Origin of the sequence: Entomomonas moraniae, from assembly GCF_003991975.1 — a bacterium.
GTDB classification, from domain to species: Bacteria; Pseudomonadota; Gammaproteobacteria; order Pseudomonadales; family Pseudomonadaceae; genus Entomomonas; species Entomomonas moraniae.
Genome location: NZ_CP029822.1, coordinates 1,412,189 through 1,438,685, shown reverse-complemented (window position 1 = coordinate 1,438,685; position 26,497 = coordinate 1,412,189). Strand labels below are relative to the sequence as shown.

Here is a 26,497-nt window from a genome sequence, read left to right as displayed (position 1 = left end):
TCTTAATTATTCAGGTTGATTATCCAGATGTTCTTCAAGTTGCTTTACAGATAACGCGAGTTTATCCATAAATTGCATGCGTCTAACAAGCTGCTCTGCGTGTAAATAACTTTCACTATTTTGCCAATGTTCATTAAAGTCAGCCTCAAGGCTTGTTTGCACTTTTTTGATGCGTTTTTTAAAACTGTCTAACTGTTCAATATTGGCTTGCTCATTTAGTTCGTCAAGCTCTTCATGCCATTGCATTTGCTGCATAAGAAACTCAGGGTCTTGTACGGTTGTTTCTAGAGGAATATTACCCCCTCTTAAACTGAGTAAATAGCGTGCACGCTGTGAAGGCGTTTTTAAGATCTGATAGGCTTCATTGAGGTTTGCTGATTGCTCTAAAGCTAAACGTTTTTCACGCTCAGACGCAGAAATAAAACGATCAGGATGTACTGCCGTTACTTTACTACGATAGCGCTCTGCTAATGCTTTGAGATCAATATCAAAGTGCGGTTTTAGATCCAATAAAGCGAAATAACAAGGCTTATCGCCTCTACATTCCTCAGATATTGAAGCTTTCTCCGCACCCGCATTCACCGCGCACGTTAGGGTTGTTGAATTTAAATCCTTCATTTAGACCTTCTCGAACAAAATCTAGTTCTGTGCCATCAATGTAAATCAAACTTTTAGGGTCGACAATCACTTTTACCCCATCTTGCTCAAAAATGAGATCACTTTGATCTGTATCATCTACAAATTCAAGAACATAAGCCATTCCTGAGCAACCTGTGGTGCGAACACCTAGTCGAATGCCAATACCTTTTCCGCGATTAGCTAATGCTGTTTCAATATGTTTAGCTGCTGCAGAGGTCATTGTAATTGCCATAAGAACTCCTTACTAAAGGTTATTATGATAAACCTTTTTTAGTTTTATAGTCTGTAATTGCTGCTTTAATTGCATCTTCTGCTAAAACAGAACAATGGATTTTTACAGGAGGTAGTGCTAACTCTTCCGCAAGTTGTGTATTTTTAATATTACCTGCTTCGTCTAGGGTTTTGCCTTTCATCCACTCAGTAGCTAGTGAGCTAGAGGCTATGGCACTGCCACACCCATAGGTTTTAAATTTGGCATCTTCAATAACGCCGTCATCATTGACTTTAATTTGTAGGCGCATTACGTCGCCACAAGCGGGAGCTCCCACCATGCCGGTTCCAACATTGGGGTCTTCTGCATCCATTTTACCTACATTACGAGGATTTTCGTAATGATCGATAACTTTATCGCTGTATGCCATGGTTACTTCCTCAAATCAGTTAATACGGTAGAGTATTTTATAATTAGTGTGCTTGCCATTCTATTTTAGAAATATCGATACCTTCTTTATGCATGTCCCATAAAGGTGAAAGTTCACGTAGTTTGTTGACTGCTTCACAAACTTTTTGAGCAGCAATATCGACTTCTTGTTCAGTTGTAAAGCGGCCAAATCCAAAACGAATTGAACTATGGGCTAGTTCATCATTACGCCCTAATGCTCTCAATACGTAAGAGGGCTCGAGTGATGCTGAAGTACAGGCCGATCCTGATGAGACGGCTAAATCTTTTAGTGACATCATAAGTGATTCACCTTCAACATAATTAAAACTTAAGTTGAGAAGGTTAGGGACACTATTTTCAAGTGAGCCATTCACATAAACTTCTTCAAGTTGGTTTACTTGTTGATAGAAGCGATCACGTAGTTTCGCTGCATGGTCATGATCTTTTTGCATTTCTAGTTTACCTAAGTGCAGAGCCTCAGCCATACCAACAATTTGGTGTGTCGGTAATGTACCTGAACGCATGCCACGCTCATGACCACCACCATGCATTTGAGCTTCGATTCTGACTCTTGGTTTGCGGCGTACATAAAGTGCACCCACACCTTTAGGGCCATAGATTTTATGGGCGCATAAAGACATTAAATCGACTTTAAGGTGTTCTAGATCAATAGGTAATTTTCCGATAGATTGGGCTGCATCAACGTGGAATAATATGCCTTTTGATCGTGTAAACTCTCCAATAGCACCTATGTCATTGATAGTGCCTATTTCATTGTTGACATGCATAACGGAAACAAGAATGGTATCTTCTCTTACCGCTTCTTTAATCATATCAACAGTAATTTCACCCTCAGGTGTTGGGGTTAGGTAGGTAACTTCAAACCCTTCTCTCTCCAATTGGCGCATCGTGTCGAGGACTGCTTTGTGCTCAATTTTTGAGGTAATTAAATGTTTTCCTTTGCTGGCATAAAAATGAGCTGCGCCTTTTAACGCTAGGTTATCTGCCTCAGTTGCTCCTGATGTCCATACAATTTCACGAGGATCAGCACCAATCACATCCGCTACTTGACGACGAGCATTTTCTACTGCTTCTTCTGCTTTCCAGCCAAAAATGTGCGAACGCGATGCCGGGTTACCAAAGTTACCCTCCATCGTTAAGCATTCGATCATTTTTTTTGCCACACGTGGGTCGACGGGTGTAGTTGCAGAGTAGTCTAAGTAAATAGGTGAGTTCATCAGGTTATCCTCATGGAGGTCAAAAATTTTATTCAACTAAAGAACTTTTAATTTTGTTCATTTTTAGTTTACTGTCTATTTTTTGTCGTGCAGTTTGGTTACGTGCAACATTGCGTACTTCTTGCTTATTAACGAGATCAGCCAACGTAATACCCGCTAAGAAATCATGGATTTGATTGCTTAGGTCTTGCCATAAAAAGTGAGTTAAACAAATATCTCCTGCATTACAGCCATTAGAACTACCTTGACAACGTGTAGCATCTACTGATTCGTTTACTGCATCAATGACTTGAGCAATATCTATTAGGTCAGCACTTTGAGATAATTGGTAACCACCACCAGGGCCTCTTACACTTTTGACAAGATTGTAGTGCCTTAATTTAGAAAATAACTGCTCCAAGTAGGAGAGAGAGATACTTTGTCTTTCTGAAATATCTACTAGAGATACGGGGGTATCTGTTGCATTAATTGCTAAATCAATCATGGCTGTCACAGCATAACGCCCTTTTGTTGTTAAGCGCATTAATTTACCTTTATTTATATCTTATAGCTAATATTATGTTATTTCCTACTAATTTAGTCAACTAATACGTGAGGCAGATAATATTACTAAACATGTAACCTTGAGTTAATTATACAATAAGTCCCTTTTTTTTAGGAAAAATCTTCATTTCCTTATGGTACAATTGAGGTATTATATGAGGTATAGGTGATTTTAAAGGATATCTAGATGTTGAGGAAGTCTGTTTTTTTTAGTTTTATGCTGTCTATGGTGCTAGGAACGGCAACCGTATGGGCTGGGGACGTGCCAAACACGACAGATGAAAAGCCTATTGCTGAAACGATTATGAACCCACCACTAAAAGAAGGTAGTATCGTTGGTTTTTTTAGTCGTTATTGGATACCCATCGATGAAAAAACACCAGATGGTTATTATCGTAAATTTATTGGAATGGAAGAGGAAAACTTCTTTCTTGTTCAAGATTTTTTTACAGAAACTGGTCGTAAGCAGTCAGACCCTGTGTTGGTGAGTAGTATTTATGATGTTAAAAACTCTGGTTTTCTAAAAACCATTAAAGGCCCTTATATAACGTGGTACCAAAATGGCCAAAAGCAGTCAGAGGCTTTTTATAAGACTATAGGCGTGCTCGATGGTGCTTTTCAAGCATGGTACAGTAATGGAACATCTAAAATGAAAGGCGCTTATGTTAATGGTAAAAAGTCTGGTAGTTGGAGTGAGTGGTACGAGAGTGGCCAGTTAAAGTTACAAGCAAATTATGAGAAGGGCTTATTGAATGGTGCTTTTTCTCGCTGGTTTGAAAATGGCCAACAACAGGCGGTAGGCATTTATAATAAGGGATTATTAAATGGCCTTTGGATTATTTGGAATAGTAAGGGTGAAAAAATATCTGAGGGCGAGTATGTGGCCAGTAAGCGTGAAAATTTATGGACTTACTATACTGCAGGTAAAAAATGGGCTGAAGGTAATTATGCAGCTAATTTACAGGATGGTACTTGGATTTATTGGGATGACAAAGGAAATAAACTAAAAAGTGTTTTATACCAAAAAGGAATACCAGTAGGGGAAGAAATGTTTTGATGAGTTGTTGTTTTTAATCGTCCTTGTTTTTGTTGCGTAGAAAAAAATAACTTGCAAGTAAGCCGCCAAAGCTCGCAAGAGGAAATATTGTAATTATTAATAATTTAACTTTCCAGTAGCTAAAAGGCACAAGTAAGACGAGAGCAGCCCATGGTAAACATATGTTGCATAGCCTATCTTGTTGTATAGTTTTATCGGCGAAGCTGAGGCAGATAAATCCACTAAAGAAAGGGATGAGTAAGTACGTCAATATATTTAACCAATCAAAATAAAGCAATAGTACAAAGAGTATTGTTGCTGATAGTGTTCCTGATAGGAGAGGTAACCAAAAGTAGCCTTTTTTCGAGAGTGTATTCTTCAAAGAAAAATCAAAGCTCCTGTATTTGAATACTGCTTTTTTGCCAATGTATGATACCTTGTTGGTAATACACTTGTTTGTCTAACTTGCCTTCTTGTGTCCAAAATCTCCAAAGCCCATCTGGTCTCCCAGCGTAGTAATATCCCTCAATTTCCTTATCGCCTGTTATATAATAAGTATTGAAAGGGCCATCAGCATTGCCTTGATTAATTTTGACGCTCATCGATTTATTACCATTATCAAACCATAGAGTCAGATCACCATCGAACATTAGATTTCTTAGGTTATAAAATTGGAGCTCTTGAAATGTTGTAAGTTTATTACGGTTTTTAATAGTAAGAATGTCAGATTGTTTATGGTGAGTATGCTTATAAAAGTTTTGTACTTTGAACTGTTGATCACTTGTTATTTCAATAATTTTCCGATAGATCAATGCATTTTCTGCCACGATCTTTCCTACGCCAATGGCTGTGGTTGTTTGTTCTATTGATACTGGTATTGCATCAACAGTATGACTAGCAAAAGCTAAGCTGTAACTATTTAATAACAAACAACAGAGGTAGGCTTTATAAGTTGCCGATTTTATCATGGCATTCATTCATTGGCTAAGCATTAAAGTGCTTTAGTATAAGTGATAGAAGTAGTAAATCCAATCTAAGTAAGATAATAATTTTTATCATTTAAAACGAACTCTTTTATAATAAGCTACTCTATAATTATATAAATTAATTATCTATAGACAAATACCCGTGGCTATTGCATTATTATGACTTTAGCTAGTTTTTGGTAAGCTACTCTCTACGTCCGCTGTAGTAAATTTTACAAAGGTAATCATTAATGACTAAAGCCTCTGATCTTGTTGTACAATGCCTTGAAAGTGAAGGTGTTAAATATATCTTTGGTATTCCTGGTGAAGAGAATCTTGATCTACTAGACTCTTTATCACGCTCAAAACAAATTGAATTAATTTTGACCCGTCATGAACAGTCTGCTGGTTTTATGGCTGCTACCTATGGGCGTTTGACGGGAAAAGTTGGCGTGTGTTTATCAACATTAGGGCCGGGAGCAACAAATCTTGTAACGGCAGGGGCATATGCTTATTTAGGTGGTATGCCATTATTAATGATTACTGGGCAAAAGCCTATTAGACATTCTAAACAAGGCCGTTTTCAGATATTAGATGTTGTGGGCATGATGTCGCCTTTAACAAAATTTACCCATCAGTTGGCGTCTGCAGATAATATCCCTTCAAGAATACGCGAGGCGGTTCGTTTAGCAGAGGAAGAAAAGCCAGGTGCAGTTCATTTAGAGCTACCAGAAGATGTGGCTGAAGATGAGACAGATAACACCCCGATTCCTGCTAGCTTAACGCGTCGACCATTAGCTGAAGGGAAGGCAATTCGTGCAGCTGTCTCTAAAATGGAAGCGGCGAAAAGCCCTGTGTTAGTCATTGGTGCTGGCGCTAATCGTAAGATGACAGCGCGAGTTTTATACCAATTAATTGAAAAAACAGGCATTCCTTTTGTCACAACGCAAATGGGGAAAGGTGTGGTTGATGAAAGTCATCCTCGTTTTCTTGGTAACGCCGCATTGTCATCGGGTGATTTTGTACATAAGGCATTAGAGTCTGCCGATTTAATTATTAATGTAGGCCATGATGTTATTGAAAAGCCTCCATTCTTCATGGTGCGTGGTGGAACAGAAGTTATTCATATTAACTTCCGTTCGGCAGAAGTGGATCCTGTTTATTTCCCTCAAATTGAGGTAGTGGGCGATATTGCTAATGCTATATGGCAAATTAAACAAGAAATTATTGTGCAACCAACATGGGATTTTTCACGTTTATTAACGATTCGTGAAGCCAATGAGGCCTACTTAAGAATAGGTGCCGATGATGATCGTTTCCCGATGTACCCACAACGATTAGTCGCAGATTTACGTAATATTATGCCAGCAGATGGTATTGTAACGTTGGATAATGGCGTTTATAAGATTTGGTTTGCTCGTAATTATAAAGCACATATGCCAAATACAGTGTTATTAGATAACGCATTGGCTACGATGGGCGCAGGCCTTCCTTCTGCGATGGCGGCACGTTTAGTGCATCCAGATATACCTATCGTTGCTGTTTGTGGTGATGGTGGTTTTATGATGAATAGCCAAGAATTAGAAACAGCTGTACGTTTAGGTCTTCACCTTGTTGTCATTATTTTGCGTGATGATGCTTATGGTATGATTCGTTGGAAACAATCAAATATGCATTTTGACGATTTTGGTTTAACGTATGGTAATCCTGATTTTGTAAAATATGCAGAAAGCTATGGTGCTTCCGGACATCGTGTAAATAGCGCGGCAGAATTTGCATCATTGGTACAAAAATGCTTAAATGAACCTGGTGTACATGTGATTGATTGCCCTGTTGATTACAGTGAAAATGATCATATTTTAAACCATAAAATTAAAGAGCTTAGTGCTAAGATTTAATTTTGTATCATAATAAGAAACCGCCTGTTGGCGGTTTTTTTATGAAAGCACTGCAATAATAAGAGAAGTTTTATATAATAAGGTATTATCACATTTTAAAATACAGAATAGGCCGTGAGATGGGAAGAAGAAAGGGTATTATTTTAGCGGGTGGATCAGGCACGAGATTGCATCCTATAACATTAGGCGTATCAAAGCAGTTATTACCTGTTTATGATAAACCAATGATCTACTATCCGATGTCTACACTGATGCTGGCGGATATTCAAGATATATTGATTATTTCTACCCCTACGGATTTACCCTTCTTTGAGCGAATTTTTGGTGATGGTAGTGAGTTAGGATTAAATATTGAGTACGCTGAGCAACCATCACCAGACGGTTTAGCACAAGCATTTATTATTGGCGAAAAGTTCATTGGAAATGATCCTTGTTGTTTAATTTTAGGTGATAATATTTTTCATGGTGCTAACTTTTCTGTAAGCCTAAAGCAAGCCAATGAGAAGCAGGTAGGTGCTACGGTTTTTGGTTATCATGTTTCAGACCCTAAACGTTTTGGTGTGGTTGACTTTGATTCAACAGGTAAGGTTTTAAGCATTGAAGAAAAGCCTGCAAAACCTAAGTCTAATTATGCTGTGACAGGTCTTTATTTTTACGACAACAATGTCATTAATATTGCCAAAAATATTAAACCTTCTCCTCGTGGTGAGTTAGAGATCACGGATGTGAATTGTGTTTATCTTGAGCAGCAAACGTTAGATGTTAAATTGTTGGGACGTGGCTTTGCTTGGTTAGACAGTGGTACACATGACTCTTTATTGGAAGCTAGCCAATACGTTTATACCCTTGAGAAACGTCAAGATGCTAAAATTGCTTGTTTAGAAGAAATTGCCTTTGTGAAAGGTTGGATTAGCGCAGAGCAACTAGAGAAAAAAGCGAATCAATTATCTAAAACGCACTATGGCGAATATTTGAAAAAACTTTTGCAAGAAGTATAAAATTTATGCCAAAAGGGAAGTTAACTTCCCTTTTATTTTGTTCGGCTAAACCACAACCTAAGTAGCCCTCTAACCGTCTTTTTATTCCAATATTTATAAGGAATTTGTTTAAGGATACGTTTGGCTAATTCTTTATTGCGAGAGGCGCTTTTTAAGAACATCGAATTACACATTTTCATCAATACTTCTTCATAGTGTGGGCTGTCTTTAAAGCGTTCATAAGTTTTACAGCTGTTTTCAAACATGAAAGGTAAGTTTTTATAAGTATTGGTTGGATGTTGGCGATAAAGCGAAATAACATCAGGCAATACATCCATAAAATACCCTGCATGGGTAATTGCTAGCATAATATAAAGGTCTTCTAATCTGATGGTGGGGTCAAACCCTCCAACCTTTTGCAGAGCCTCTTTTCTAAACATTAATGTCGCAGCCATTGCGCCTGGTTTTCTATCTAAAAATACGTCATTAAAATCTAGCCGTCTGAAAGGGATATAGCGATGTTTTTGTTTCTCTTCTGGAAGAAGTTGGCTATTACTGTCAATGAGATCCATATTCCCTGCACAGATACCCACTTCTGGTTTATCGGTAATATAAGCTATTTGAGTCGTAATACGCTCAGGTAACATGATGTCATCAGAACCGAAAGGGATAATATATTCTCCTTTGGCGCGGTCGATGGCTTCATTGAGGGTTCTTGATAAGCCTTTGTTTTCTTGAATAAGCAGATCAAAACCAAACTCTTTTTGCAGCGTTGTTAATAGATAAACACTGTTGTCGGTTGAACCATCATCGATTACCAATAACTCAATGTGTTGGTAAGTTTGATTGATGACACTTTTTATTGTCTCTTCTATATATTGAGCATGGTTATAGGAGGAGATAATAACAGTAACAAGCGGTAAGGTTTGAGTATTCATTTAATAATAAAGCCAGTTTGGTTTTAAAGGCGAGAATTATACATGATCTATTAGCAATAAACTATTTAGCGGCGAGCCTTGTGAGTAATCTATCCAGTGCATTGGCAAAATTTTGTTTATCTTTTGCGCCATAGCTAGCCTGCTGAGAGGTAATTTGGCCTTGCTCTCTAAGTTCGGTAAAGAGGTTACGCATAGCCAGCGTTTGTGACATGTTTTCTTGTGTGAATTCATTTCCTTTAGGGTGTAGAACAGCCACTTGCTTTTTGATTAAACGATCAGCAAGGGGAATATCGCTACAAATAACCAAATCATTGGCTTTGGCATGCTCAACTAAATAGTCATCAGCTGCATCCATTCCTGTAGGAACAACGATTAAAGATACCCATTGATAGATAGGTTTTATTTGAGATTGCCCTGCAACCATAACCACTTGTAAATTACGTTTATGGGCAAACTTAAAAATAAGTTCTTTGGCTACTTTGGGGCAGGCGTCGGCATCGATCCAAATCTGCATACAATTTTATCTGGCTAAAATGAGCATTATAACATTATATTGTATGGTATTAATGCTTATTATTAGGAATGTTAATAATTAATAAATAGAAGAGGGACAGTAATTGAGAAAAGAAAAAGGCATATAATGTGGTTGATTATATGCCTTTAGTAGCGTCTTATTTCTTCGCTGCGGCTTGTTTAACTGCTTTAGGAAGTGATGCTTTTGGGTTTGCAGTGCATATAGTAACAACAGATGGCGTAATTGTTTCAAGGCCATCAATATCTAGATAATCTTTATCAGTATGTTTTTTCTCATTAATCACTTGTACTACTCCAACCGCAGTTGGTCTGTAAGTTTCACTTAAATCAAGAAAGTCTTGGCAAGTCCATGATTGAACAGGTTTAGTTGCAGCAGTTGGCGCAGTGGCTGCTGATACATAGCTTAAAGAAGATAATACAATTGCTGATGCCATAATAATCGCTTTTTTCATGAAGAATTCCTCTAATAGATGTAATAGTGCTTTCAATCTTAAGCAAATACATAATTGCATGCTGATTAAGATTTTTTTATTCTTTATCATTGACTCAATTAAAGAAATTATCCGATGGTCTAAACGCAAGACTTGTAACAGTATTTAACCATTAATTATTTGAAAAATTGAAGTGTTTAAGCAAAGTATTTCTTATTTTTTAACTATAAGGTGATTGATTATCATAAATAGTGATAAATAAATTACAAAAAGTTGTTCATTTAATACTATTGATGATGTGGGGTGATTATATGTTGTATTATTTTTAGTTGATGTTAAAGTTTTCGTTTTGAATAGTTTAGATATATTTTATATTTTTTTATCTTAATGATTTTAAATTAGAAAATTTTTTTATTGGTTGTGAATTAGACATTGGTCTATATCTCTTTTTGTTGTGGTGTCTCCTAGTTAAATGCTAAATTTAGCAGCATCAATTGGGATTTTTTTGAAAGCTTAGTGGCTTATTAATCACAACTTTTCATTGCAAATTATAATATAACAAGCTTGTTATCAATATTCTTTGCTTATAGTTTTATTCCAAGTCTTCTTTTAATCAATATATTGCTATATATAAATTGGCAAGATAGCGCGGAGGAGTAAAGTGGATGTTTGACTCTGCTAACGAGACGCATTTTTATTTTGATATAGAAAATCTTGCTAATAATAAGTTGCAAGTATTAGCTTTTGATGGCATCGAAGCGTTAAATACAGAATATGTATTTGAAATTACTTTAGTCAGTAATCATATTCGTTACGATATCACAAAACTATTAGGTAAAAAAGCTTGCTTATCTTTTACCTCAGACAAAAAAGCAGGTGTACATGGTGTCATTGTTGCTGTAAAACGTGGAGCAATAGGTAAAGATTATAGCTTATTTAAAGTTATTTTATCTTCACGTTTTATGAATCTTCATCACCGTTTTAATCAACGAGCATTCATTAATCAAAGTGTTCCTGAGATTGTATGTGCTTTATTAAATGAGCATGGTTTGCAGCAAGGGATAGATTTTTCTTTAATGTTTAAAGAGGATTATCCCAAAAGAGAGTTTTGTTGCCAATATAAAGAGTCTGATGCAGATTTTATCTATCGTCTTTGTGAAGAAGAAGGGATAAATATCTACTATCAACACGCCAACGATTCTCATCTGATGGTGTTGAGTGACGCCAATAGCTTTTTTGGCCAGTATGATGAGGTTTTTGAGTACAGACCCAGTACAGGAAATGTTGCTGATAGCCCCGTCTTTAAAAGTTTTTCTATTGGTTTAACGGCAACAACAACTAAGGCTAGTTTTCGAAATTATAATTTTCAAAACATGAAAATTCCTGAGGGCATCGCAGAGGGAACACAAAGCGATAAGGCTAATCATGCTATAGAACCAAAGCTTGAGTTTTATGATTATCCTCAACGCCACTTAAATGTGGCTAGAGGGGAACATTATGCAAAAATAGAGATAGAACGTTTAAAAGCAAGCCAGATACTTGCAGAGGCTTATACTGATGTGCCTTTATTAAAGAGTGGTTATTGTTTTTCTTTGTCGAATTATCCTGAGCTGGATGCATTAGACTCTTCTGATTATTGGCTTGTTAACCAAGTTTATCACCAAGGTAGACAACCTCAAGTATTGGAGGCCTTAGGAAGTGAGGTCGCAGCTGTTATCAAAGATGTGCATTATTTATTTAAATACTATAACCATCCTGTTGATGATGGTTTGCAGTTTCCTTTTGATGATTTTCAGCAGGGTTATAGAAACTGCTTGATTAGTACGCCTAAAGATGTCCCTTGTCGACCGCAACGCTTACATCCTAAGCCTCAAGTATTAGGTAGTCAAACAGCGGTTGTTACAGGGGGACAGGGTGAAGAGATTTTTTGTGATGAGTTTGGCCGGGTAAAGGTTTTGTTTCATTGGGATAGATTGAATCCTAAAAATGAGCACTCTAGCTGTTGGATTCGTGTGGCGAGCAATTGGGCTCATGATGGTTATGGTGCAGTGGTTATTCCTCGGGTGGGCATGGAAGTTAAGGTGGATTTTCTCGAAGGAGATATAGATCAGCCCATTATTTCGGGCGCTATCCATAATGGCATTAATAAGCTGCCTTATGAGTTACCTGCTAATAAAACGAAGTCTGTTTTTAAAACATCTTCATCAAAAGGCGGCGTAGGGAGTAATGAGTTTAGAATTGAAGATAAAAAGGACAAAGAACAAATTTTTGTGCAGGCACAAAAAGACTATGATCAATTAACTAAAAATAATCATACAATTCAAGTTAATAACAATAGCCATTTACAAGTTAATAATGAGCATTCAGAAACCATTGTAAAGAATCGATATACTAAAATTGAGGGAGAAGAGCATCACCTCACTGATTTAGACCGTCGTAGCCAAGTACTAGCGAATGATTATACTCAGGTAGGGCTTGCTGAGCATAAAACAGTTGGCACGATTACGACAACTGAAGCAGGACAAGAAATACACCTTAAGTCAGGCGGGCAAATAGTGATTGATGGCGGCTTGTCTTTAACGCTAAAAGCAGGTGGGCAGCATATTGTACTTAATCCAGCAGGTATTTGGATGACTATGCCTGTGTGGACGGGTGGAGTGCCTATGGCGGGGAGTCTGGCCATTCCTCAAACACCATTATTTAAACAAGACGCTGTCACAGCAGTTACGGCACCTGCTGTTGTATTGAAGCCGTTTGAAAAGATTTACTCAAAGAAAACAAACAGTTTGATTGATAAGCCTACTTATAACTTACGTTTTCAATTAACGGATGATCATGATCATCCTTATAGTAATACAAGTTATATTGCTTATATGCCTGATGGCTCAAGCAGAAGGGGGCGTACGGATAAAGATGGTTATACAGAAACGTTTTACGATGATCAACCTCAACCAGAAATAAAAATACATGCGTTACTGGATGAGGATACAGGGGCTTAATTAATGGTAGTTTATGCTGAACCTACGGACGAAAAATTAACTAAAGGTATGTTAGAGAAGACACCTAATCATACCGTAGTACAAAAAATTAGTAGGCCCAAAGAGTTAATATTATTATTTTGGGTAGATGAACGTAATAAAGGGAGTCTATTTTATACCGATAGAGATATGTTTAAAGTAGCGGCTGATACGCGTGCAAGAAATATAGAAAAATCACCTTGGTATATTGAAGATCTACACAAAATATATAAACTGCCTGTGTTAGCTATTCATGACATAGGGACGCGTGTCTATGAAATTATGAATGAGCATGAGGGTAAAGCAAAAATCCGTGAGGTAGGTATTTTTTCTTATTGTGGTTTAGATGGTCCAATCTCTTATCATTCGATAGTTTATCCACCGGTTGACCCTATAAATGCAGTTAATCAAATGAATATCAGTGGATGGGCGGCGATTAAGTTTAATTGGATAAAAGAAGGCGCTATGTGTGTCTTATATGGTAATCAATCTGCTTGGTATCAGAATAGTTTTGCCGAAAAGTTATCACACCTTGAAAATTTCAAAAATGTTGAAGTATGGGGGCAAACAAATTTTGCCTATGGCTCTTTTTTCCCTGATTATAGGGTATCGAGTACGGATAGGAATGTAGGGATTGGTTGGTCATACAATCCTGTTTACCTGGTGGGTGGGTTGTTAAGTGAAGGTTGGGCTGCAACTTGTATTAGACTGAAATCAGCTGCAAGCCTAACTCGTGAAGAGTTAAAGGAGTTTCCTAAAGCGAGGCCGATGTTATCATATATAAATGGTAGTAAAATACGAAAAAGTCATCAAGGAGTTTTTAATGACCATCGCCCGCATATTTAAATATTTTATTATTATTTTTGTCATCATTTTTTTCTTAATACTCCTAGATAGGTTGATTTATATGCTAGTCAGTAATGATTCATCAGAGCCCGAGTTCAAAATACAAGGGCATAGACCCATTTTAAAGGAAATGGTTGTTAATATTGAATCAGTTAACCCAACAGGAACACTTTATACCTGCTCGAAAGTACAAACGATTTTATTTAAAGGTGACCGATTGGCGTTCAGCAACCATGATGTCTGGTTTTATAAAATCTATTTTTCCTATGGTGAACAAGTAGGCTTTCTTGAGTTTGAGAATTTATATCGAGAAAGTGGTGGCTGGGACCGTATTAATACGATTTATGTGGTGAAAGATGACACAGGTATTCGTATTGAGTATTATCCCGTGGTGAGTGACAATCGACAAGGTCGAAAGGTTAGTCCGCCTGTTATGAGGTTAGATGATTTTTTTGCACAATATAATATAGAGAAGGCTGACCAACAGTTTTATAAAGAAAAGTTTTATAATTTCTTTGCCCCTGATGAACAGCAATATAAAAAGGATCCCCTAGATAAAGCTTTTCTACAAAAGATAGAGCAAGAAACGCTGGATCAAAAAATGTTTTATGATTTAGACGAAGCTGATATTCAAAAAATGAATATTCCAGAGACAGAAAAGCAGATATTAATAAAGAATGTAAAGGGACATCAAGATTTACAGTCATGCAATTAAATTTTTGATGAAACTAAGAGTTGATCGATGGGTTGAATGATAACTTGAGGATGTTCATTTAATAAGCATGATGAAGCGATGGATAATGTATAGTATTGTTCAAAACATTGGCTAAACAGAAACCAGTCTTTATTAATGTGAATATTCGTATTGTTGCTAAAGGGATAGGGGACTTCAAAGGATGTCGGGGGGAGATAAAATCCAAGTCCCTCTGCTTTCATGATGGCTTCTTTCAATGTCCATAACTGAAAAAAATCAAAGTTATTAGAATGAGTTGCTCGGAAATACTCATTTGGTGTCATGACAGCTTTGTAGTCATGGATATCAATACTGATTGCTTTTTCAATATCAACACCTAGATCTCCTTTCTGTGTGTAAGCACACACTACCCAATCAGCTGCATGGGAAATATTAAAATAACCTTGCATGGTTGATATAAAAGGTTTTCGATAAGTTGTATAAGTAATGGGAGGAAGTTGGTTTGAGTGATAGCTTTCATGATGCTTAAGAATATAAAGCAACAGCATTTTCCCTAAGAGGGAACGGCATTTATCTTTATCAAATTTGTATTGTGCAATAGCTTTTTGATCAGTGATATTTAAAATATTTACTTGCGTCTGAATTTCTGACCATTGTATTTCATTGACGCATGTGCAATAGATATAGATCATTATTTGTGATCGACTGTTTTTATCATTTGGTTTAATTTGGTTAATAGTATGTCTCTAAATTTAAGGGTTGCCAAGTGCTATAAACGATTTATTTATTTCTTATAAAAATAATCAATATAAGATTACTTTTAGTTAGTGCTTGCTTTAATAATAGGTTAGGCAATATTATTGTCACCTTTCAATATTTAGGCAGATAGTCTTTTACATCAATAATAATTTAGGGAGAATTGAATGGATAAAACACAGTCTTTTATCGAGGGAAGTGATAGTAATCAACCTGTTAATTCAACATCCCGTGTGGCTTTGGCCAGCTTTATTGGTACAACTATTGAGTTTTATGATTTTTATATTTACGCCACTGCAGCGGCGCTTGTCATAGGCCCTGTATTTTTTCCTGGTAGTTCCCCTTCTGCTCAAATATTACAATCGTTTGCAACCTTTGGTATTGCTTTTGTAGCACGGCCAATTGGAGCAATGCTATTTGGTCATTTTGGTGATCGCATTGGACGTAAATCAACATTAGTCTTTTCGCTGATACTGATGGGTATAGCAACAATGCTGATCGGCTTGTTACCAGGGTATGCCGCCATTGGTTTTTGGGCACCATTTCTTCTTTGTATTTTACGATTAGCTCAAGGTTTAGGTCTTGGGGGAGAGTGGGGCGGTGCCGCTTTACTGGCAACAGAAAATGCCCCCGAAGACAAGCGAGCGCTATTTGGTATGTTCCCTCAGTTAGGACCATCGGTTGGTTTTTTGATGTCCAATGGCGTATTCTTTATTATTGCTTTAACATTAACCAATGAGCAGTTTTTAGCATGGGGCTGGCGGATACCTTTTATATTTAGTGCATTATTGGTTGTTATTGGTTTATATATTCGTTTAAAACTAGTAGAAAGTCCTATTTTTACAGAAGCATTAAAGAAAAATAATCCTCCTAAAGTGCCTGTTTTAGAAATGTTTAAATGCCACTGGTCAACATTAGCACTAGGTTCATTGTCTATGGTTGGTTGTTATACATTATTTTATATTACAACGGCCTTCTTATTGCAATTTGGGACAAAGCACCTTGGTATTGCCAATCAGACTTTTTTAGGTTTTTTATGTATTGCCGTCGTGTTTATGGCAGTTGCGACGCCTATTTCTGCTTTATTAAGTGATAAATATGGACGTAAGCCTGTTTTAATTATCGGACTTATTTTAACTATTTTATCGGGTATGGTCATGGTTCCATTTATGGAGAGTGATTCAAACTTTTTAGTGCTTGCCTTTTTATGTATTGAGTTATTTTTAATGGGGGTTATTTTTGCACCGATGGGGGCGCTATTACCTGAAATATTTCCTATCAACATACGTTATACAGGCTCGTCTGCTGCTTATAGTATTGGTGGTATTTTGGGGGCTTCAATTGCGCCTATCGTTGCGAATTATCTCGTTAATGAGGGTGGATTATTGTGGGTAGGCTATTACGTATCTTTTGCCTCGTTGATTAGTTTTATTGCCATGCTCCTAATTAAAGAAACAAAAAATAGTGATTTTAGTTGCTAATTGAGTTAAACGTTATTTGATTCAGCTAGTTGAATGAACGAAAGAGTAAGGGGATGATAAATGAGTGTGTTAGATGAAATTAATGTAAATTATCCGCGGGATATGTTGGGTTATGCAAATGATGTTCCCAATGCTTGTTGGCCCAATAATGCCCGTATTGCTGTACAGTTCGTTCTTAATTATGAAGAAGGTTCTGAAAATAACGTGTTGCATGGTGATGCAGGTTCTGAGCGTTTTTTATCAGATATTATTGGTGCCGATAGTTTTCCTGATCGTCATCTTTCTATGGATTCTCTTTATGAGTATGGCTCTCGCGTAGGGTTTTGGCGTATTCATAATGAGTTTCAGAAAAGAAAGTTACCCATGACCGTTTTTGGTGTGGCAATGGCTTTGGCGAGAAATCCTAAGGTCGTTGAGGCGATTAAAGAAGCAGATTACGATGTGGTCAGTCATGGTTGGCGTTGGTTACATTATCAACAAATCAGCCCTGAAACAGAAAAGCAGCATGTCCAGCTAGCTACCCAAGCATTAATTGAGCTTTTTGGTAAAGCTCCCATCGGTTGGTATACAGGGCGTGATAGTCCAAACACAAGAGCCCTTGTCGTGGAGCAAGGTGGTTATTTATTTGATAGTGATTATTACGGCGATGATTTACCTTTTTGGACAGAGGTTACTCTATCCTCAGGTGAAAAGAAGCCTCATTTAATCATTCCCTATACATTAGATGCCAACGATATGCGTTTTGCTACTCCCCAAGGCTTTAATACTGCAGAACAATTCTATACTTATCTAAAAGATAGTTTTGATGTGTTATATGCAGAAGGTGAGGAGTCACCTAAAATGATGTCGATAGGTATGCATTGCCGGTTATTAGGTAGACCTGGTCGTTTTAAGGCATTACAGCGTTTCTTAGATTATATTCAACAACACGATAAGGTGTGGGTATGTCGTCGTCAGGATATTGCAACCCACTGGCTTAAGAATCATCCGTATAAGAAGTAGATTTATTTTGTTATTTAAATAGGTGTAGTATGAAAAATTCCGTAAACTTTCCCCCTCTCAATCCACCCAGACGACTGCTCATGGGCCCAGGACCTATTAATGTCGATCCAAGAGTATTGCAAGCGATGTCCCATCAGTTGGTTGGACAATATGACCCTGTAATGACCGGTTATATGAACCAGACTATGGCGCTTTATCGGGAGCTCTATAAGACAAAAAATCAATGGACATTATTAATAGATGGGACTTCAAGAGCAGGTATTGAAGCCATCTTTATGTCAGTGATTAAACCTAATGATAAAGTATTAGTACCCGTTTTTGGTCGTTTTGGCTTACTATTATGTGAAATTGCTAAGCGGTGCCGTGCTGAGGTGCATAAAATTGAAGTCCCTTGGGGGGAAGTGTTTGAACCAGAACAAATAGAAAAAGCGATTAAAGAGATAAAACCTCGTATGTTGCTTACAGTACAAGGTGATACCTCAACAACGATGTTACAGCCGTTGGCTGACTTAGGGGAAATCTGTAAACGTCATGGTGTGCTTTTTTACACAGATGCAACAGCTTCTTTTGGTGGTAATCCACTCGAGACAGATGCTTGGCATTTAGATGCTGTATCTACAGGGTTACAAAAATGTTTAGGGGGCCCACCAGGAAGCTCACCTATCACTTTAAGCGATGCTATTGTAGAGCAAATTAATCACCGTAAACATATTGAAGAAGGTATTTTGGCAGACCATCATGAGCAAGGCCAAGAAGAGATGGTTTACTCTAACTATTTTGATCTTGGTATGATTATGGATTATTGGGGTGCTGAACGCCTAAATCATCATACAGAAGCGACCAGTATGCTCTTTGCCGCGTATGAATGTGGACGTTTACTACTGGAAGAGGGAATTGATAACAGTATTAAACGCCATAAATTACATGGCGATGCTGTTTTAGCAGGCATTGAAGCGATGGGATTAAAACCCTTTGGTGACCTTAAAAACAGAATGAACAATGTGCTAGGTATTCATATTCCTGATGGTATTGATGGCGAAGAAGTAAGAAGCTTATTGTTAAATGATTTCTCAATAGAAATAGGCAGCTCATTTGGCCCCTTAAAAGGCAAGATTTGGCGTATAGGTACAATGGGATATAACGCAAGAAAAGACTGTGTATGTGAAACATTAACAGCTTTAGAAAGTGTTTTAAATCGTGTTGGCTTTAAAACAACGCAAGGTGCAGCGTTTGATGCTGCTATGCAGGTTTATCAATAAGCCATGTAGTTTTTAATATAACCCAATATCTGCGTGCATAACTCAGGTATTGGGTTTTTTAATAACTGGATATTGGTGTAAATAGGACGAATAAAAATTACTTTTTAAATAATTCTACAGGTTCGCAATTACTAATTTGAGTGCCCTCACTCGAAGGATTACTTCTGTATCCCATCTCATGAGTAAGGCAATGGAAGACTCCCCCATGTGAAACAATAAGTATGTTTTTATGAGCATCTTTCTCAATACTCGATAACACAGTGGTCAACCGCTTTATAAGAGTATCTTTCTTTTCTACGCCCTCAATATTATCAAAATCATCATTTAGTGGCTTGTCTCGAGGGGTTCCTTCTAAGATGCCAAAACCACGTTCTCTTAAATCATTTAAGATGATAATGGGAGGTTTGTGTAGTTGTTGATGAGCAATCGTTTGGGCCGTGATATAGGCTCTTTTTAAAGGGCTTGTGAAAATAACATCAATGGATTTTTCGGATAGAGCTTTTGCTGCATTAAGTGCTTGTTGTCTGCCTCGTTCATTAAGTTCAATGTCAGTGCATCCCATCCAAAGTCCTTTGTGGTTAAAATCAGTTTCACCATGACGAATAAAAAGTAGCATAAATAAAAACCTTTACTTAATAATTAAAGCGGTATGTTTGATAGAAGTTTGAATATATCAAGTATATTTATTTAAATATTATGGATAGTTTATAAATTTTTTCCAGAATATTAAACTAATTGCTTGAAACATTTACTAATACTATATCATTCAAAAACTAAGCAGGCCTAATTATGTTTGCATTCTTAAAACCGCAGTTTAAAGCTGATAAAGTTTCCGATCAGTTGATCCAAACAACCTATAATACCTATAAAATACAGGCGTTACTAAGTGTTTTTTTAGGGTATCTTTCTTATTATATTGTTAGAAATAACTTTACGTTATCAACTCCCTATCTAAAAGATCAGTTACACTTTGATACTCAGGAAATTGGTATTTTGACCAGTTTAATGCTTATCGTTTATGGAATTAGTAAAGGGGTGATGAGTAACCTTTCAGATAAAGCGAGCCCTAAGAGATTTATGGCCGTTGGTTTATTTCTATGTGCTATTGTTAATATTGGGTTAGGATTTAGTTTTGCTTTTTGGATGTTTTTTATTTTTGTTGCCTTAAATGGTTTATTCCAAGGGATGGGAGTAGGGCCTTCATTTATTACTATTGCTAATTGGTTTCCTCGCAATATTCGTGGGCGTGTTGGTGCTTTTTGGAATATCTCTCATAACGTAGGGGGGGGGGTTGTTGCTCCGATTGTTGCGGGTGGCTTTGCAGCATTGGCATTTGTGACAGGGGATGATAACCCACAAGATTATTGGCGGATTGCGAGCTATGTTGTTCCGGCTGCTATTGCGATTATCATGGCATTTGTTGTATTGGGCTTGGGTAAAGAGTCCCCAGTTGGAGAGGGTTTACCTTCTTTAAATGAAATAGTAAAAGATGACGATGAGCTGGTTAAAACGGAGTTGAATTCTGCTGTTGCTAATATGAGTTCGTGGCAAATTTTTGTAAAGTATGTATTACCTAATAAGAATGCATGGTTTATTTCGTTTGTTGATGTCTTTGTCTACATGGTGCGTTTTGGCGTTATTAGCTGGTTACCTATCTATTTATCAGATGTTAAACATTTCTCTAAAGGAGAGATGAGTTTTGCTTTCTTATGTTTTGAGTGGGCAGCAATACCTTCTACCCTTTTAGCAGGTTGGTTATCTGATAAGCTTTTTAAAGGGCGCCGTATGCCTTTAGCTATTTTAGCTATGTCACTTATTTTCTTTTGTATTATTGGTTATTGGCAAAGTAGTTCTTTATTTATGGTAACAACATTTGCTGCTATTGTTGGTTGTTTGATTTATATTCCACAATTTCTTGCTTCTGTGCAAACAATGGAAATTGTTCCTAGTTATGCGGTAGGTTCTGCTGTAGGTCTACGTGGCTTTATGAGCTATATTTTAGGTGCTTCTTTAGGAACCAGTATTTTTGGGTTTGTTGTGAAGCAAACAAATGGCAATTGGGATATTGGTTTTTATTTATTATTAGGCGGTACAGTGTGCTGTATTATTTTTTGTATTCTCTCTCATTTTGGTGCTTTGGAGTTGGAAAGAAAACAAAAAATGGCTAAATAAATGTCAATGATTTTGAGATGGGAAACTATTTATTGATATGAAATTAAAAAAAATTTAGAGCGAGGGTGACAGTATAAAAATGTAACTGGTTTGCCTCGCCTAAATTTTTATAGAAAAGATAAGATCAATTGATCAGAAAAAAGTATCAGTTTTATTCAGATTTGCTGTTATCTGATTGGTGTTGTCTTTTACCTTCGCCGTTGTGTTTTTTGCTTGCATTCTTACCATCATGTTGTTGGTTCTTGTCAGCTCTATGTGTTTTGTTCACATTTTGGCCTTTATGTTCTTTGTTTACTTTTTTACCATCATGTTGTTGGTTTTTGTCAGCGTTGTTATGTCTAGTTGGTTTTTTGCCTTCATGTTGTTGACCTTGATTTCCTTTATCTTGCTTGCTCATGTGTTGAGTATGAGGGGCTTGTTGTTGGTTTGGTTGGTGTTCTGTACTTTGAGCAGAAGCATAACCTGCAACACTTAAAGATAATAAAGCAGCAACTGAGGTAGCTAATAATTTTTTCATTTTGTAATTCCTTTGTTTTGTAATTTAAGTGTTTATATATTAGCGCTAGAAGTGTAAAGAGAAAATACAGCTTGGGTAAAGAATGTGTAAATATTTGGTTGTTGTTGTATACATGAAAATAGAGCTCATTGCCACCTAGCCTAATGGAGTGTTAGGTTGTAGCGGTAATTTTCATGTAAATAAACGATTAATCGATCCGTATTGTTGATTTAAGCCCATGGACATCTCCCTTATCATCGACAAAGGAGTATTCAACATTTACTTGTTGAGGAATGTTGCTGGAGTCAACATTAATCCGATAGCTATTATCAGAAAAAGGGGGAACCATCATATCTAATTGTGTTTCATTATGATAAGTATGATTGTAGAGATTTAATTCAATATTAGATAAGGAGATGTAATAGGGGGTTGGGTTTTTACAGGAGACTGTGATTTCTAGATTATAAGCTTTACCATAACAGCTTAGTTGCGTGACGAGTATTTTTTCTTCTGGTTTATTCGCTAACGGAGTTGGCCTATAAAATAGCTTAATTTGTGTATTCATTGCCACGGTAACATTATCAACTAATTTATTTTCTTTACTTGTCGGTGGTACTTCGTATAAATTGATCCAAAAAGCGGATTCTTTATCATTAGGTAGTGTTTTTTGTTTGTTGTAGATGATACGTAATCCTTTTATTTCTCCTGCGACTAAACGGGACATAGGAGGGGTAATGATAAAAGGGGACACAGTAGCGCTGGGTACATTCTGCGTATTACCGTTATCGATCCATGTTTGCATTAAAATAGGGTAGTCGTTGGTATTAGCAATTAAGAGAACCTGTTGTTGTTCATCACTTTTAAAAATAATTCGTTTTTTTTCTGGAATAATGCCTGCATAAGCCAATGTATCAAATAATATTATTGGTACTAAAAGAGCTGCTATCTTAAAAGAGAAATCGATTTTCATATAATCACATTAGGTTATTGTATTCTTACTAATACGTATCCCTTTGCTTGAACACTTCCTGGAGTAACAGTCTCACTAGGGATTTTTTTCAAAATAGCCGTGAATTGAGTTGTAAAATATTGATAACCTGATTGAGAAGAGCTTCCTGCATTAGTTGCTCCTGACAAGATAGGATACCATCCAGCATCTCGTCCACCAGGACATGTGCTTGTACTGCCACTTCCATTGCAATTTTGCCATCCAACAAAAGGTAGGTCTTGGCCATCAGGTGCTTTTAATGCAATACCAACGCCGGTCGCTATCATACTATTGGTGCCATAGCCATCAGATAGCAAGTAACTAACGCCACCTTGTGCATTAACTAACCCCAGTGATTGAGCCGTTTGATAAGCCTCGAGTGAGGTTTGAATTCCTATAGCCGTTTGTCCGCTCGCAGTCCCCGACTGAACTGTATTACTACACTCTACAGTTATTGAAATATTATTTTCTACGGTCTTTCCTTGGTTTATATCATTTACACTCATTGTTTGAAATAGTATAGTAGGGGTTACATTTCTAGCAACACAAGTCGTATTCATTGTAACATTTGTTTTGGGTGGAGTTCCTAGGCCAATCGAAGTCCAGTGAGTGGGCCAACCCTGATAATTAGTCGCTGAATCTGAACCAATCGCTGGTGTGGAGCCCGTGCCTGGTCCTTTAAATATAACGTATCCATTAGGTTGCGTGCATGCGTAAGAACCAGCTGCTTGCCATCCTGTTCCACAGTAATTAGAAACAGCACCACTGGTATAGCCATCTGAGCTCACTTTTGCTATTTCAACTTTTATAGCACTAAAATCTTTAGCTCTAATTTTAATTTTAGTACCGTCCACTAAATAAGAGGTAATTGGATATTGTTGCCATGTTCTTAAAAAAGCTTGTCCACTGTTAAGATGAGTAAGTTTTATGCCTGTGTAATGAATTTTATTTTGATAAAAACCACTAAGTCCATCTTCTGTTCCTATAGTATAAAAGCCACCATAAAGATCATCCCCATTTGTTGCGAACATTTCATAAATACTGCCGATATCTGTTTGATCACAAGTATAAATAACAGTATCGGGTGAGGGGTAGCTGTAGCCTGGTGCATAATTGACAACAGATGTGGCTATTATAGAGCCTGGTGGTTGAATGTAATTGTCAGTGACATTAATATTGCCAAGCCCTGTATTCATACCTTGTCCATCATAACCAGCAACAGCAACATTGCGAGTACAGCTGGCATGGCCTAATATTGGGCTACTCATAAGAAAAATTAATAATATTAAATTTAAACTGTTTGGTCGCATCATAAGTAGTGGCTCATATACAAGGTACATTGAGTATGATTAAATATTGGTTGATGTCTTGTCCATTTAAATTGTAATCGACTTGGCATTGTTGAGATTTTTTATCTCCCCAGCGTACAGTTAGTCTGCTGTTTAGTTCTTCAAGTCTAGTGTAAGCTTGTTTGCCTTGGCCTACCATTCCTACGTTCTTCCCATTGACGTCATAGACTGTTGCTCCCATAGGAATATCTTTATCAGTTTGGTCAAAAGTGAATAAAACGGGATAGCCTAGTGTTGTATTAAATTTGACTTTAACTGCTGCTCCTGCATAGGGTGCAACTTGTTTCTGATTACTGACTAATTCAGCATAAGAGTTCATGCCTTCCGGTGAGAGTAACACATTATTATAGCGATAAGGGGCTAAATAGGGGATTACAGCATATCCAAATCGATTAATCTTTGCTCCTTGTCCACCAATAACTTCTGCACCTTCTGCACCTTTTGCTTCAACAATACCAAAAGTTTCTCCCAAGTAAGGACCTAAGGTAATACCACCCTCATGAAGTACTACAGAGCCTTGCAGTCCTTGAGAAACTTGCCAGTAATTATCGGAATTTGCTGCTGAAACAGATGCTGTTGCGACAGGTAAGCGAGTTTGGAAAGAAGCATTCCATGTGTCAATATGGTCTCTATCATTCGTAGAATAGCTCACGCCATAACTAGAGTTTTGTTTTTCGCCTAATGTACCATTTAATGATGTTTGGAAATCGGCACCAGACTCAGAGTCTTTTGTTATGGAAGTACTCAATGACGGAGCATTATTTCCATAACCTAAAGGCATTGATAAGGTAACCATCGTTGTTGTTTGAGATTTCTTTGGAATGTTGTACTGCTGGTATATATTGTAGTTGTCAAGATAGCTTACCCCAGTGTTATAAGAACCATATTGACTGCGTGTAACAGAAAAATTAACCGCTAAGCCATTACTAAATGATTTGGAATAACTGGCTTGTAATTGTTTGTCACGTTTACGATTGCCATAATAATCTTGAATAGCACCATTAATAAATAGATTACCATAATTTCCTAGGCTTTGATTAATCGATACATCAAAACGTGACCGTTGCATATAAGTTGAGGAGTCCCATTCAGTGTTGGTCTTGTATGCTTTTCTTAAACCTAATGTATCATTTAAGTCCCTGTATCCCGACGTAGAATAGCGATAATTTGCGATAGTCAATGTTGTGTTGGTCGGGTCAAAAGTACGACTATAAGAGAGTCGAGACATCCAGCCTGTTTCTGTTTTTCCTAATATTTTGGCGCGTGAGAATGTGGTTGTTACGCCAAAGGCTCCCAGGTCATTAGAGTAAACACCACCTAATAAAATCGCTTGATAACCATCAGCGGTTCTAAAACCAGTATTGAGAGTGATGGAGTTACTGATCCCTCGTCTATAAGTAGCATCAATAAATTTATCTTTATCGCCAACGAAGCGAGTTTCACCAATAGTCACATCGTAGCGACTAACACCAGGTCTTAATGAGTCTGGAACTGCTGAGTAAGGAACTGTGAAACTATTAACAGTCCCGTCTGCTTCGTTTACGGTAACGTCCAAGTCTCCTGCATAGTTGGTTGCATAAAGATCATTAATTTCAAAAGGACCGGGAGGTACTGTCATTTGGTAAATGATATTTCTACCTTGCCGAATAACTACATTAGCATTTGTTTTAGCAATCCCGCGGATAGTTGGAGCATAACCACGTTGTGAGTCTGGTAACATGCGGTCATCTGATTTTAATGAAATACCTCTATAACCGATGCCCGAGAAGTACTGCCCTGTCGTAAAGCTTTCACCTATCAACAATTCACTTTGTAATGGTAAAATTGCACGTTGAACATAGCGGTTGGTTGTTTTTATATCACTCCCCATGTGGCTTTGTTTAGTAAAAAAAGTTTGTTGTCTATAGCGCCATAACCCTAAATTCGCGCCTATATTCATATTGATATAAGTTGAATCAACATTTTTTAGGTTAGAATTCCCTTTATAACTAACGTGATATTGACTGGCATTATAATTAACAAATGCAACAGGAATCCCTTCGTTTAAAGCCTCTGGGCTAACATATCCTCGGGGTAAGGTGTTAAGTAAGATTTGAGGGATATGCAATTGTAGTTTAAACTCTGAATAAATAAAGTTAGAGCTTGCCCCTTTTACAGCATAGTCGAGAACCAAACAGTTCTGTTTATTTGTATTCGACGGAGTATCAATGGATGATTTTTTAATACCTAGCGCTAGTAGTTCATCTAACGAAAAACAAGGCTCTATTTTGTTTGTTGCTGTATCTTTTATAAATGTTACTTCGGTTGTTTTTATGAATAGATTGTTAATATATAAGTCAACCTTATAACTACCGGGGTCAACTTTTGTTCCTTGATTAAAATTGTTTAAATTACCTAGGTTAAATGTTGAACCTTTTAATAAGGAATCATCGAAAGAATAATTTTTTGTGGACGATACTACCTTATCTTCTGCAAGTGGCGAAGAACTATAAACTATAAAAAACACTGAAATAGATAATGACTGATACAGTGTTTTATAGCACTTTACTTTAACAAAGCTCTTCATCGTAAACTATA

General features: G+C 37.0%; 25 protein-coding genes. 10 read left to right on the top strand and 15 right to left on the bottom strand.

Annotated elements, in window-relative coordinates; genetic code table 11:
* Positions 1–6: 6 nt before the first annotated feature.
* The 5 genes from hscB to iscR are packed head-to-tail and all read right to left on the bottom strand — an operon-like array spanning position 7 to position 3,061.
* Positions 7–618, bottom strand: coding sequence for a co-chaperone HscB (gene hscB, locus DM558_RS06810; RefSeq protein ID WP_127162934.1), 612 nt, complete (start codon positions 616–618; stop codon positions 7–9).
* Positions 548–871 (bottom strand): iron-sulfur cluster assembly protein IscA, encoded by a 324-nt coding sequence (iscA, locus tag DM558_RS06805; RefSeq protein WP_127162932.1) that lies wholly within the window; start codon positions 869–871, stop codon positions 548–550. Before iscA ends, hscB begins: the two co-directional genes overlap by 71 nt.
* A 22-nt stretch (positions 872–893) precedes the next feature.
* Positions 894–1,280 (bottom strand): Fe-S cluster assembly scaffold IscU, encoded by a 387-nt coding sequence (gene iscU / locus DM558_RS06800; protein ID WP_109702411.1) that lies wholly within the window; start codon positions 1,278–1,280, stop codon positions 894–896.
* Positions 1,281–1,323: 43 nt separating this feature from the next.
* Positions 1,324–2,538, bottom strand: coding sequence for an IscS subfamily cysteine desulfurase (locus tag DM558_RS06795; protein WP_109702412.1), 1,215 nt, complete (start codon positions 2,536–2,538; stop codon positions 1,324–1,326).
* A 28-nt stretch (positions 2,539–2,566) separates the two neighbouring features.
* Complete coding sequence (gene iscR / locus DM558_RS06790; RefSeq protein ID WP_127162930.1) at positions 2,567–3,061, bottom strand: Fe-S cluster assembly transcriptional regulator IscR; 495 nt, start codon at positions 3,059–3,061, stop codon at positions 2,567–2,569.
* A 207-nt stretch (positions 3,062–3,268) separates the two neighbouring features.
* Here iscR and DM558_RS06785 point away from each other — a divergent pair, with 207 nt between their 5' ends.
* A complete protein-coding gene (locus DM558_RS06785) occupies positions 3,269–4,138 on the top strand; it encodes a toxin-antitoxin system YwqK family antitoxin (RefSeq protein WP_127162928.1) in 870 nt (289 codons plus the stop codon).
* A gap of 368 nt (positions 4,139–4,506) precedes the next feature.
* Here DM558_RS06785 and DM558_RS06780 read toward each other — a convergent pair whose 3' ends face one another.
* Positions 4,507–5,085, bottom strand: a complete 579-nt coding sequence (locus tag DM558_RS06780; protein ID WP_127162927.1) for a toxin-antitoxin system YwqK family antitoxin — start codon at positions 5,083–5,085, stop codon at positions 4,507–4,509.
* A gap of 248 nt (positions 5,086–5,333) precedes the next feature.
* Here DM558_RS06780 and DM558_RS06775 point away from each other — a divergent pair, with 248 nt between their 5' ends.
* Positions 5,334–6,980, top strand: coding sequence for an acetolactate synthase large subunit (locus DM558_RS06775; protein WP_127162925.1), 1,647 nt, complete (start codon positions 5,334–5,336; stop codon positions 6,978–6,980).
* 119 nt (positions 6,981–7,099) lie between these two features.
* On the top strand, positions 7,100–7,978 hold the full coding sequence (rfbA, locus tag DM558_RS06770) for a glucose-1-phosphate thymidylyltransferase RfbA (RefSeq protein WP_127162923.1): 879 nt from the start codon (positions 7,100–7,102) through the stop codon (positions 7,976–7,978).
* Positions 7,979–8,010: 32 nt separating this feature from the next.
* Here the strand turns inward: rfbA and DM558_RS06765 are convergent, their stop codons facing one another.
* The 3 genes from DM558_RS06765 to hdeA form a co-directional block, all read right to left on the bottom strand.
* The gene (locus tag DM558_RS06765) at positions 8,011–8,895 is read right to left on the bottom strand and encodes a glycosyltransferase family 2 protein (RefSeq protein ID WP_127162921.1); all 885 of its coding nucleotides are present in this window, start codon (positions 8,893–8,895) and stop codon (positions 8,011–8,013) included.
* A 61-nt stretch (positions 8,896–8,956) separates the two neighbouring features.
* The gene (locus DM558_RS06760; protein ID WP_127162919.1) at positions 8,957–9,409 is read right to left on the bottom strand and encodes a YaiI/YqxD family protein; all 453 of its coding nucleotides are present in this window, start codon (positions 9,407–9,409) and stop codon (positions 8,957–8,959) included.
* 157 nt (positions 9,410–9,566) lie between these two features.
* Entirely contained in the window at positions 9,567–9,881 is a 315-nt protein-coding gene (hdeA, locus tag DM558_RS06755; RefSeq protein WP_164731397.1) for an acid-activated periplasmic chaperone HdeA, read from the bottom strand.
* 644 nt (positions 9,882–10,525) lie between these two features.
* Between hdeA and DM558_RS06750 the strand changes: the two genes are divergently transcribed.
* The 3 genes from DM558_RS06750 (at position 10,526) to DM558_RS06740 (ending at position 14,438) form a co-directional block, all read left to right on the top strand.
* On the top strand, positions 10,526–12,859 hold the full coding sequence (locus DM558_RS06750; protein WP_127162915.1) for a type VI secretion system Vgr family protein: 2,334 nt from the start codon (positions 10,526–10,528) through the stop codon (positions 12,857–12,859).
* Between the two features lie 3 nt (positions 12,860–12,862).
* Positions 12,863–13,723 (top strand): hypothetical protein, encoded by an 861-nt coding sequence (locus tag DM558_RS06745; RefSeq protein ID WP_127162914.1) that lies wholly within the window; start codon positions 12,863–12,865, stop codon positions 13,721–13,723.
* Positions 13,724–13,784: 61 nt separating this feature from the next.
* Positions 13,785–14,438: a hypothetical protein gene (locus DM558_RS06740; protein WP_127162912.1), complete on the top strand. Its 654-nt coding sequence runs from the start codon at positions 13,785–13,787 to the stop codon at positions 14,436–14,438.
* Here DM558_RS06740 and DM558_RS06735 read toward each other — a convergent pair.
* Positions 14,435–15,109, bottom strand: a complete 675-nt coding sequence (locus tag DM558_RS06735; RefSeq protein ID WP_127162910.1) for a 4'-phosphopantetheinyl transferase family protein — start codon at positions 15,107–15,109, stop codon at positions 14,435–14,437. The two genes, DM558_RS06740 and DM558_RS06735, sit on opposite strands and share 4 nt — an antisense overlap.
* A gap of 231 nt (positions 15,110–15,340) precedes the next feature.
* Between DM558_RS06735 and DM558_RS06730 the strand changes: the two genes are divergently transcribed.
* From DM558_RS06730 to DM558_RS06720, 3 genes are all read left to right on the top strand, one after another.
* Positions 15,341–16,654, top strand: a complete 1,314-nt coding sequence (locus tag DM558_RS06730; protein ID WP_127162908.1) for an MFS transporter — start codon at positions 15,341–15,343, stop codon at positions 16,652–16,654.
* A gap of 78 nt (positions 16,655–16,732) precedes the next feature.
* Positions 16,733–17,656 (top strand): allantoinase PuuE, encoded by a 924-nt coding sequence (gene puuE, locus DM558_RS06725; protein ID WP_228411854.1) that lies wholly within the window; start codon positions 16,733–16,735, stop codon positions 17,654–17,656.
* 29 nt (positions 17,657–17,685) lie between these two features.
* Positions 17,686–18,915, top strand: a complete 1,230-nt coding sequence (locus DM558_RS06720; protein WP_127162904.1) for a pyridoxal-phosphate-dependent aminotransferase family protein — start codon at positions 17,686–17,688, stop codon at positions 18,913–18,915.
* 97 nt (positions 18,916–19,012) lie between these two features.
* Here DM558_RS06720 and DM558_RS06715 read toward each other — a convergent pair whose 3' ends face one another.
* Positions 19,013–19,531, bottom strand: coding sequence for a histidine phosphatase family protein (locus tag DM558_RS06715; protein ID WP_127162902.1), 519 nt, complete (start codon positions 19,529–19,531; stop codon positions 19,013–19,015).
* A 173-nt stretch (positions 19,532–19,704) separates the two neighbouring features.
* On the opposite strand from DM558_RS06715, the gene pgtP reads away from it, so the two are divergent.
* A complete protein-coding gene (gene pgtP / locus DM558_RS06710; RefSeq protein WP_127162900.1) occupies positions 19,705–21,087 on the top strand; it encodes a phosphoglycerate transporter PgtP in 1,383 nt (460 codons plus the stop codon).
* Positions 21,088–21,238: 151 nt separating this feature from the next.
* Here pgtP and DM558_RS06705 read toward each other — a convergent pair whose 3' ends face one another.
* The 4 genes from DM558_RS06705 to DM558_RS06690 form a co-directional block, all read right to left on the bottom strand.
* On the bottom strand, positions 21,239–21,604 hold the full coding sequence (locus tag DM558_RS06705) for a hypothetical protein (RefSeq protein ID WP_127162898.1): 366 nt from the start codon (positions 21,602–21,604) through the stop codon (positions 21,239–21,241).
* Between the two features lie 187 nt (positions 21,605–21,791).
* Positions 21,792–22,553: a fimbrial biogenesis chaperone gene (locus tag DM558_RS06700; RefSeq protein WP_127162896.1), complete on the bottom strand. Its 762-nt coding sequence runs from the start codon at positions 22,551–22,553 to the stop codon at positions 21,792–21,794.
* Positions 22,554–22,567: 14 nt separating this feature from the next.
* A complete protein-coding gene (locus DM558_RS06695) occupies positions 22,568–23,839 on the bottom strand; it encodes a fimbrial protein (RefSeq protein WP_228411836.1) in 1,272 nt (423 codons plus the stop codon).
* A 55-nt stretch (positions 23,840–23,894) separates the two neighbouring features.
* Entirely contained in the window at positions 23,895–26,486 is a 2,592-nt protein-coding gene (locus DM558_RS06690) for a fimbria/pilus outer membrane usher protein (protein WP_127162892.1), read from the bottom strand.
* Between the last annotated feature and the right edge of the window lie 11 nt (positions 26,487–26,497).

Excerpts from the sequence above, each read along its gene's own strand:
- hscB (WP_127162934.1), bottom strand. The coding sequence starts at position 618 with ATGAAGGATTTAAATTCAACAACCCTAACGTGCGCGGTGAATGCGGGT.
- iscA (WP_127162932.1), bottom strand. The coding sequence starts at position 871 with ATGGCAATTACAATGACCTCTGCAGCAGCTAAACATATTGAAACAGCA.
- iscU (WP_109702411.1), bottom strand. The coding sequence starts at position 1,280 with ATGGCATACAGCGATAAAGTTATCGATCATTACGAAAATCCTCGTAAT.
- DM558_RS06795 (WP_109702412.1), bottom strand. The coding sequence starts at position 2,538 with ATGAACTCACCTATTTACTTAGACTACTCTGCAACTACACCCGTCGAC.
- iscR (WP_127162930.1), bottom strand. The coding sequence starts at position 3,061 with ATGCGCTTAACAACAAAAGGGCGTTATGCTGTGACAGCCATGATTGAT.
- DM558_RS06785 (WP_127162928.1), top strand. The coding sequence starts at position 3,269 with ATGTTGAGGAAGTCTGTTTTTTTTAGTTTTATGCTGTCTATGGTGCTA.
- DM558_RS06780 (WP_127162927.1), bottom strand. The coding sequence starts at position 5,085 with ATGATAAAATCGGCAACTTATAAAGCCTACCTCTGTTGTTTGTTATTA.
- DM558_RS06775 (WP_127162925.1), top strand. The coding sequence starts at position 5,334 with ATGACTAAAGCCTCTGATCTTGTTGTACAATGCCTTGAAAGTGAAGGT.
- rfbA (WP_127162923.1), top strand. The coding sequence starts at position 7,100 with ATGGGAAGAAGAAAGGGTATTATTTTAGCGGGTGGATCAGGCACGAGA.
- DM558_RS06765 (WP_127162921.1), bottom strand. The coding sequence starts at position 8,895 with ATGAATACTCAAACCTTACCGCTTGTTACTGTTATTATCTCCTCCTAT.
- DM558_RS06760 (WP_127162919.1), bottom strand. The coding sequence starts at position 9,409 with ATGCAGATTTGGATCGATGCCGACGCCTGCCCCAAAGTAGCCAAAGAA.
- hdeA (WP_164731397.1), bottom strand. The coding sequence starts at position 9,881 with ATGAAAAAAGCGATTATTATGGCATCAGCAATTGTATTATCTTCTTTA.
- DM558_RS06750 (WP_127162915.1), top strand. The coding sequence starts at position 10,526 with ATGTTTGACTCTGCTAACGAGACGCATTTTTATTTTGATATAGAAAAT.
- DM558_RS06745 (WP_127162914.1), top strand. The coding sequence starts at position 12,863 with ATGGTAGTTTATGCTGAACCTACGGACGAAAAATTAACTAAAGGTATG.
- DM558_RS06740 (WP_127162912.1), top strand. The coding sequence starts at position 13,785 with ATGCTAGTCAGTAATGATTCATCAGAGCCCGAGTTCAAAATACAAGGG.
- DM558_RS06735 (WP_127162910.1), bottom strand. The coding sequence starts at position 15,109 with ATGATCTATATCTATTGCACATGCGTCAATGAAATACAATGGTCAGAA.
- DM558_RS06730 (WP_127162908.1), top strand. The coding sequence starts at position 15,341 with ATGGATAAAACACAGTCTTTTATCGAGGGAAGTGATAGTAATCAACCT.
- DM558_RS06720 (WP_127162904.1), top strand. The coding sequence starts at position 17,686 with ATGAAAAATTCCGTAAACTTTCCCCCTCTCAATCCACCCAGACGACTG.
- DM558_RS06715 (WP_127162902.1), bottom strand. The coding sequence starts at position 19,531 with ATGCTACTTTTTATTCGTCATGGTGAAACTGATTTTAACCACAAAGGA.
- pgtP (WP_127162900.1), top strand. The coding sequence starts at position 19,705 with ATGTTTGCATTCTTAAAACCGCAGTTTAAAGCTGATAAAGTTTCCGAT.
- DM558_RS06705 (WP_127162898.1), bottom strand. The coding sequence starts at position 21,604 with ATGAAAAAATTATTAGCTACCTCAGTTGCTGCTTTATTATCTTTAAGT.
- DM558_RS06700 (WP_127162896.1), bottom strand. The coding sequence starts at position 22,553 with ATGAAAATCGATTTCTCTTTTAAGATAGCAGCTCTTTTAGTACCAATA.
- DM558_RS06695 (WP_228411836.1), bottom strand. The coding sequence starts at position 23,839 with ATGAGTAGCCCAATATTAGGCCATGCCAGCTGTACTCGCAATGTTGCT.
- DM558_RS06690 (WP_127162892.1), bottom strand. The coding sequence starts at position 26,486 with ATGAAGAGCTTTGTTAAAGTAAAGTGCTATAAAACACTGTATCAGTCA.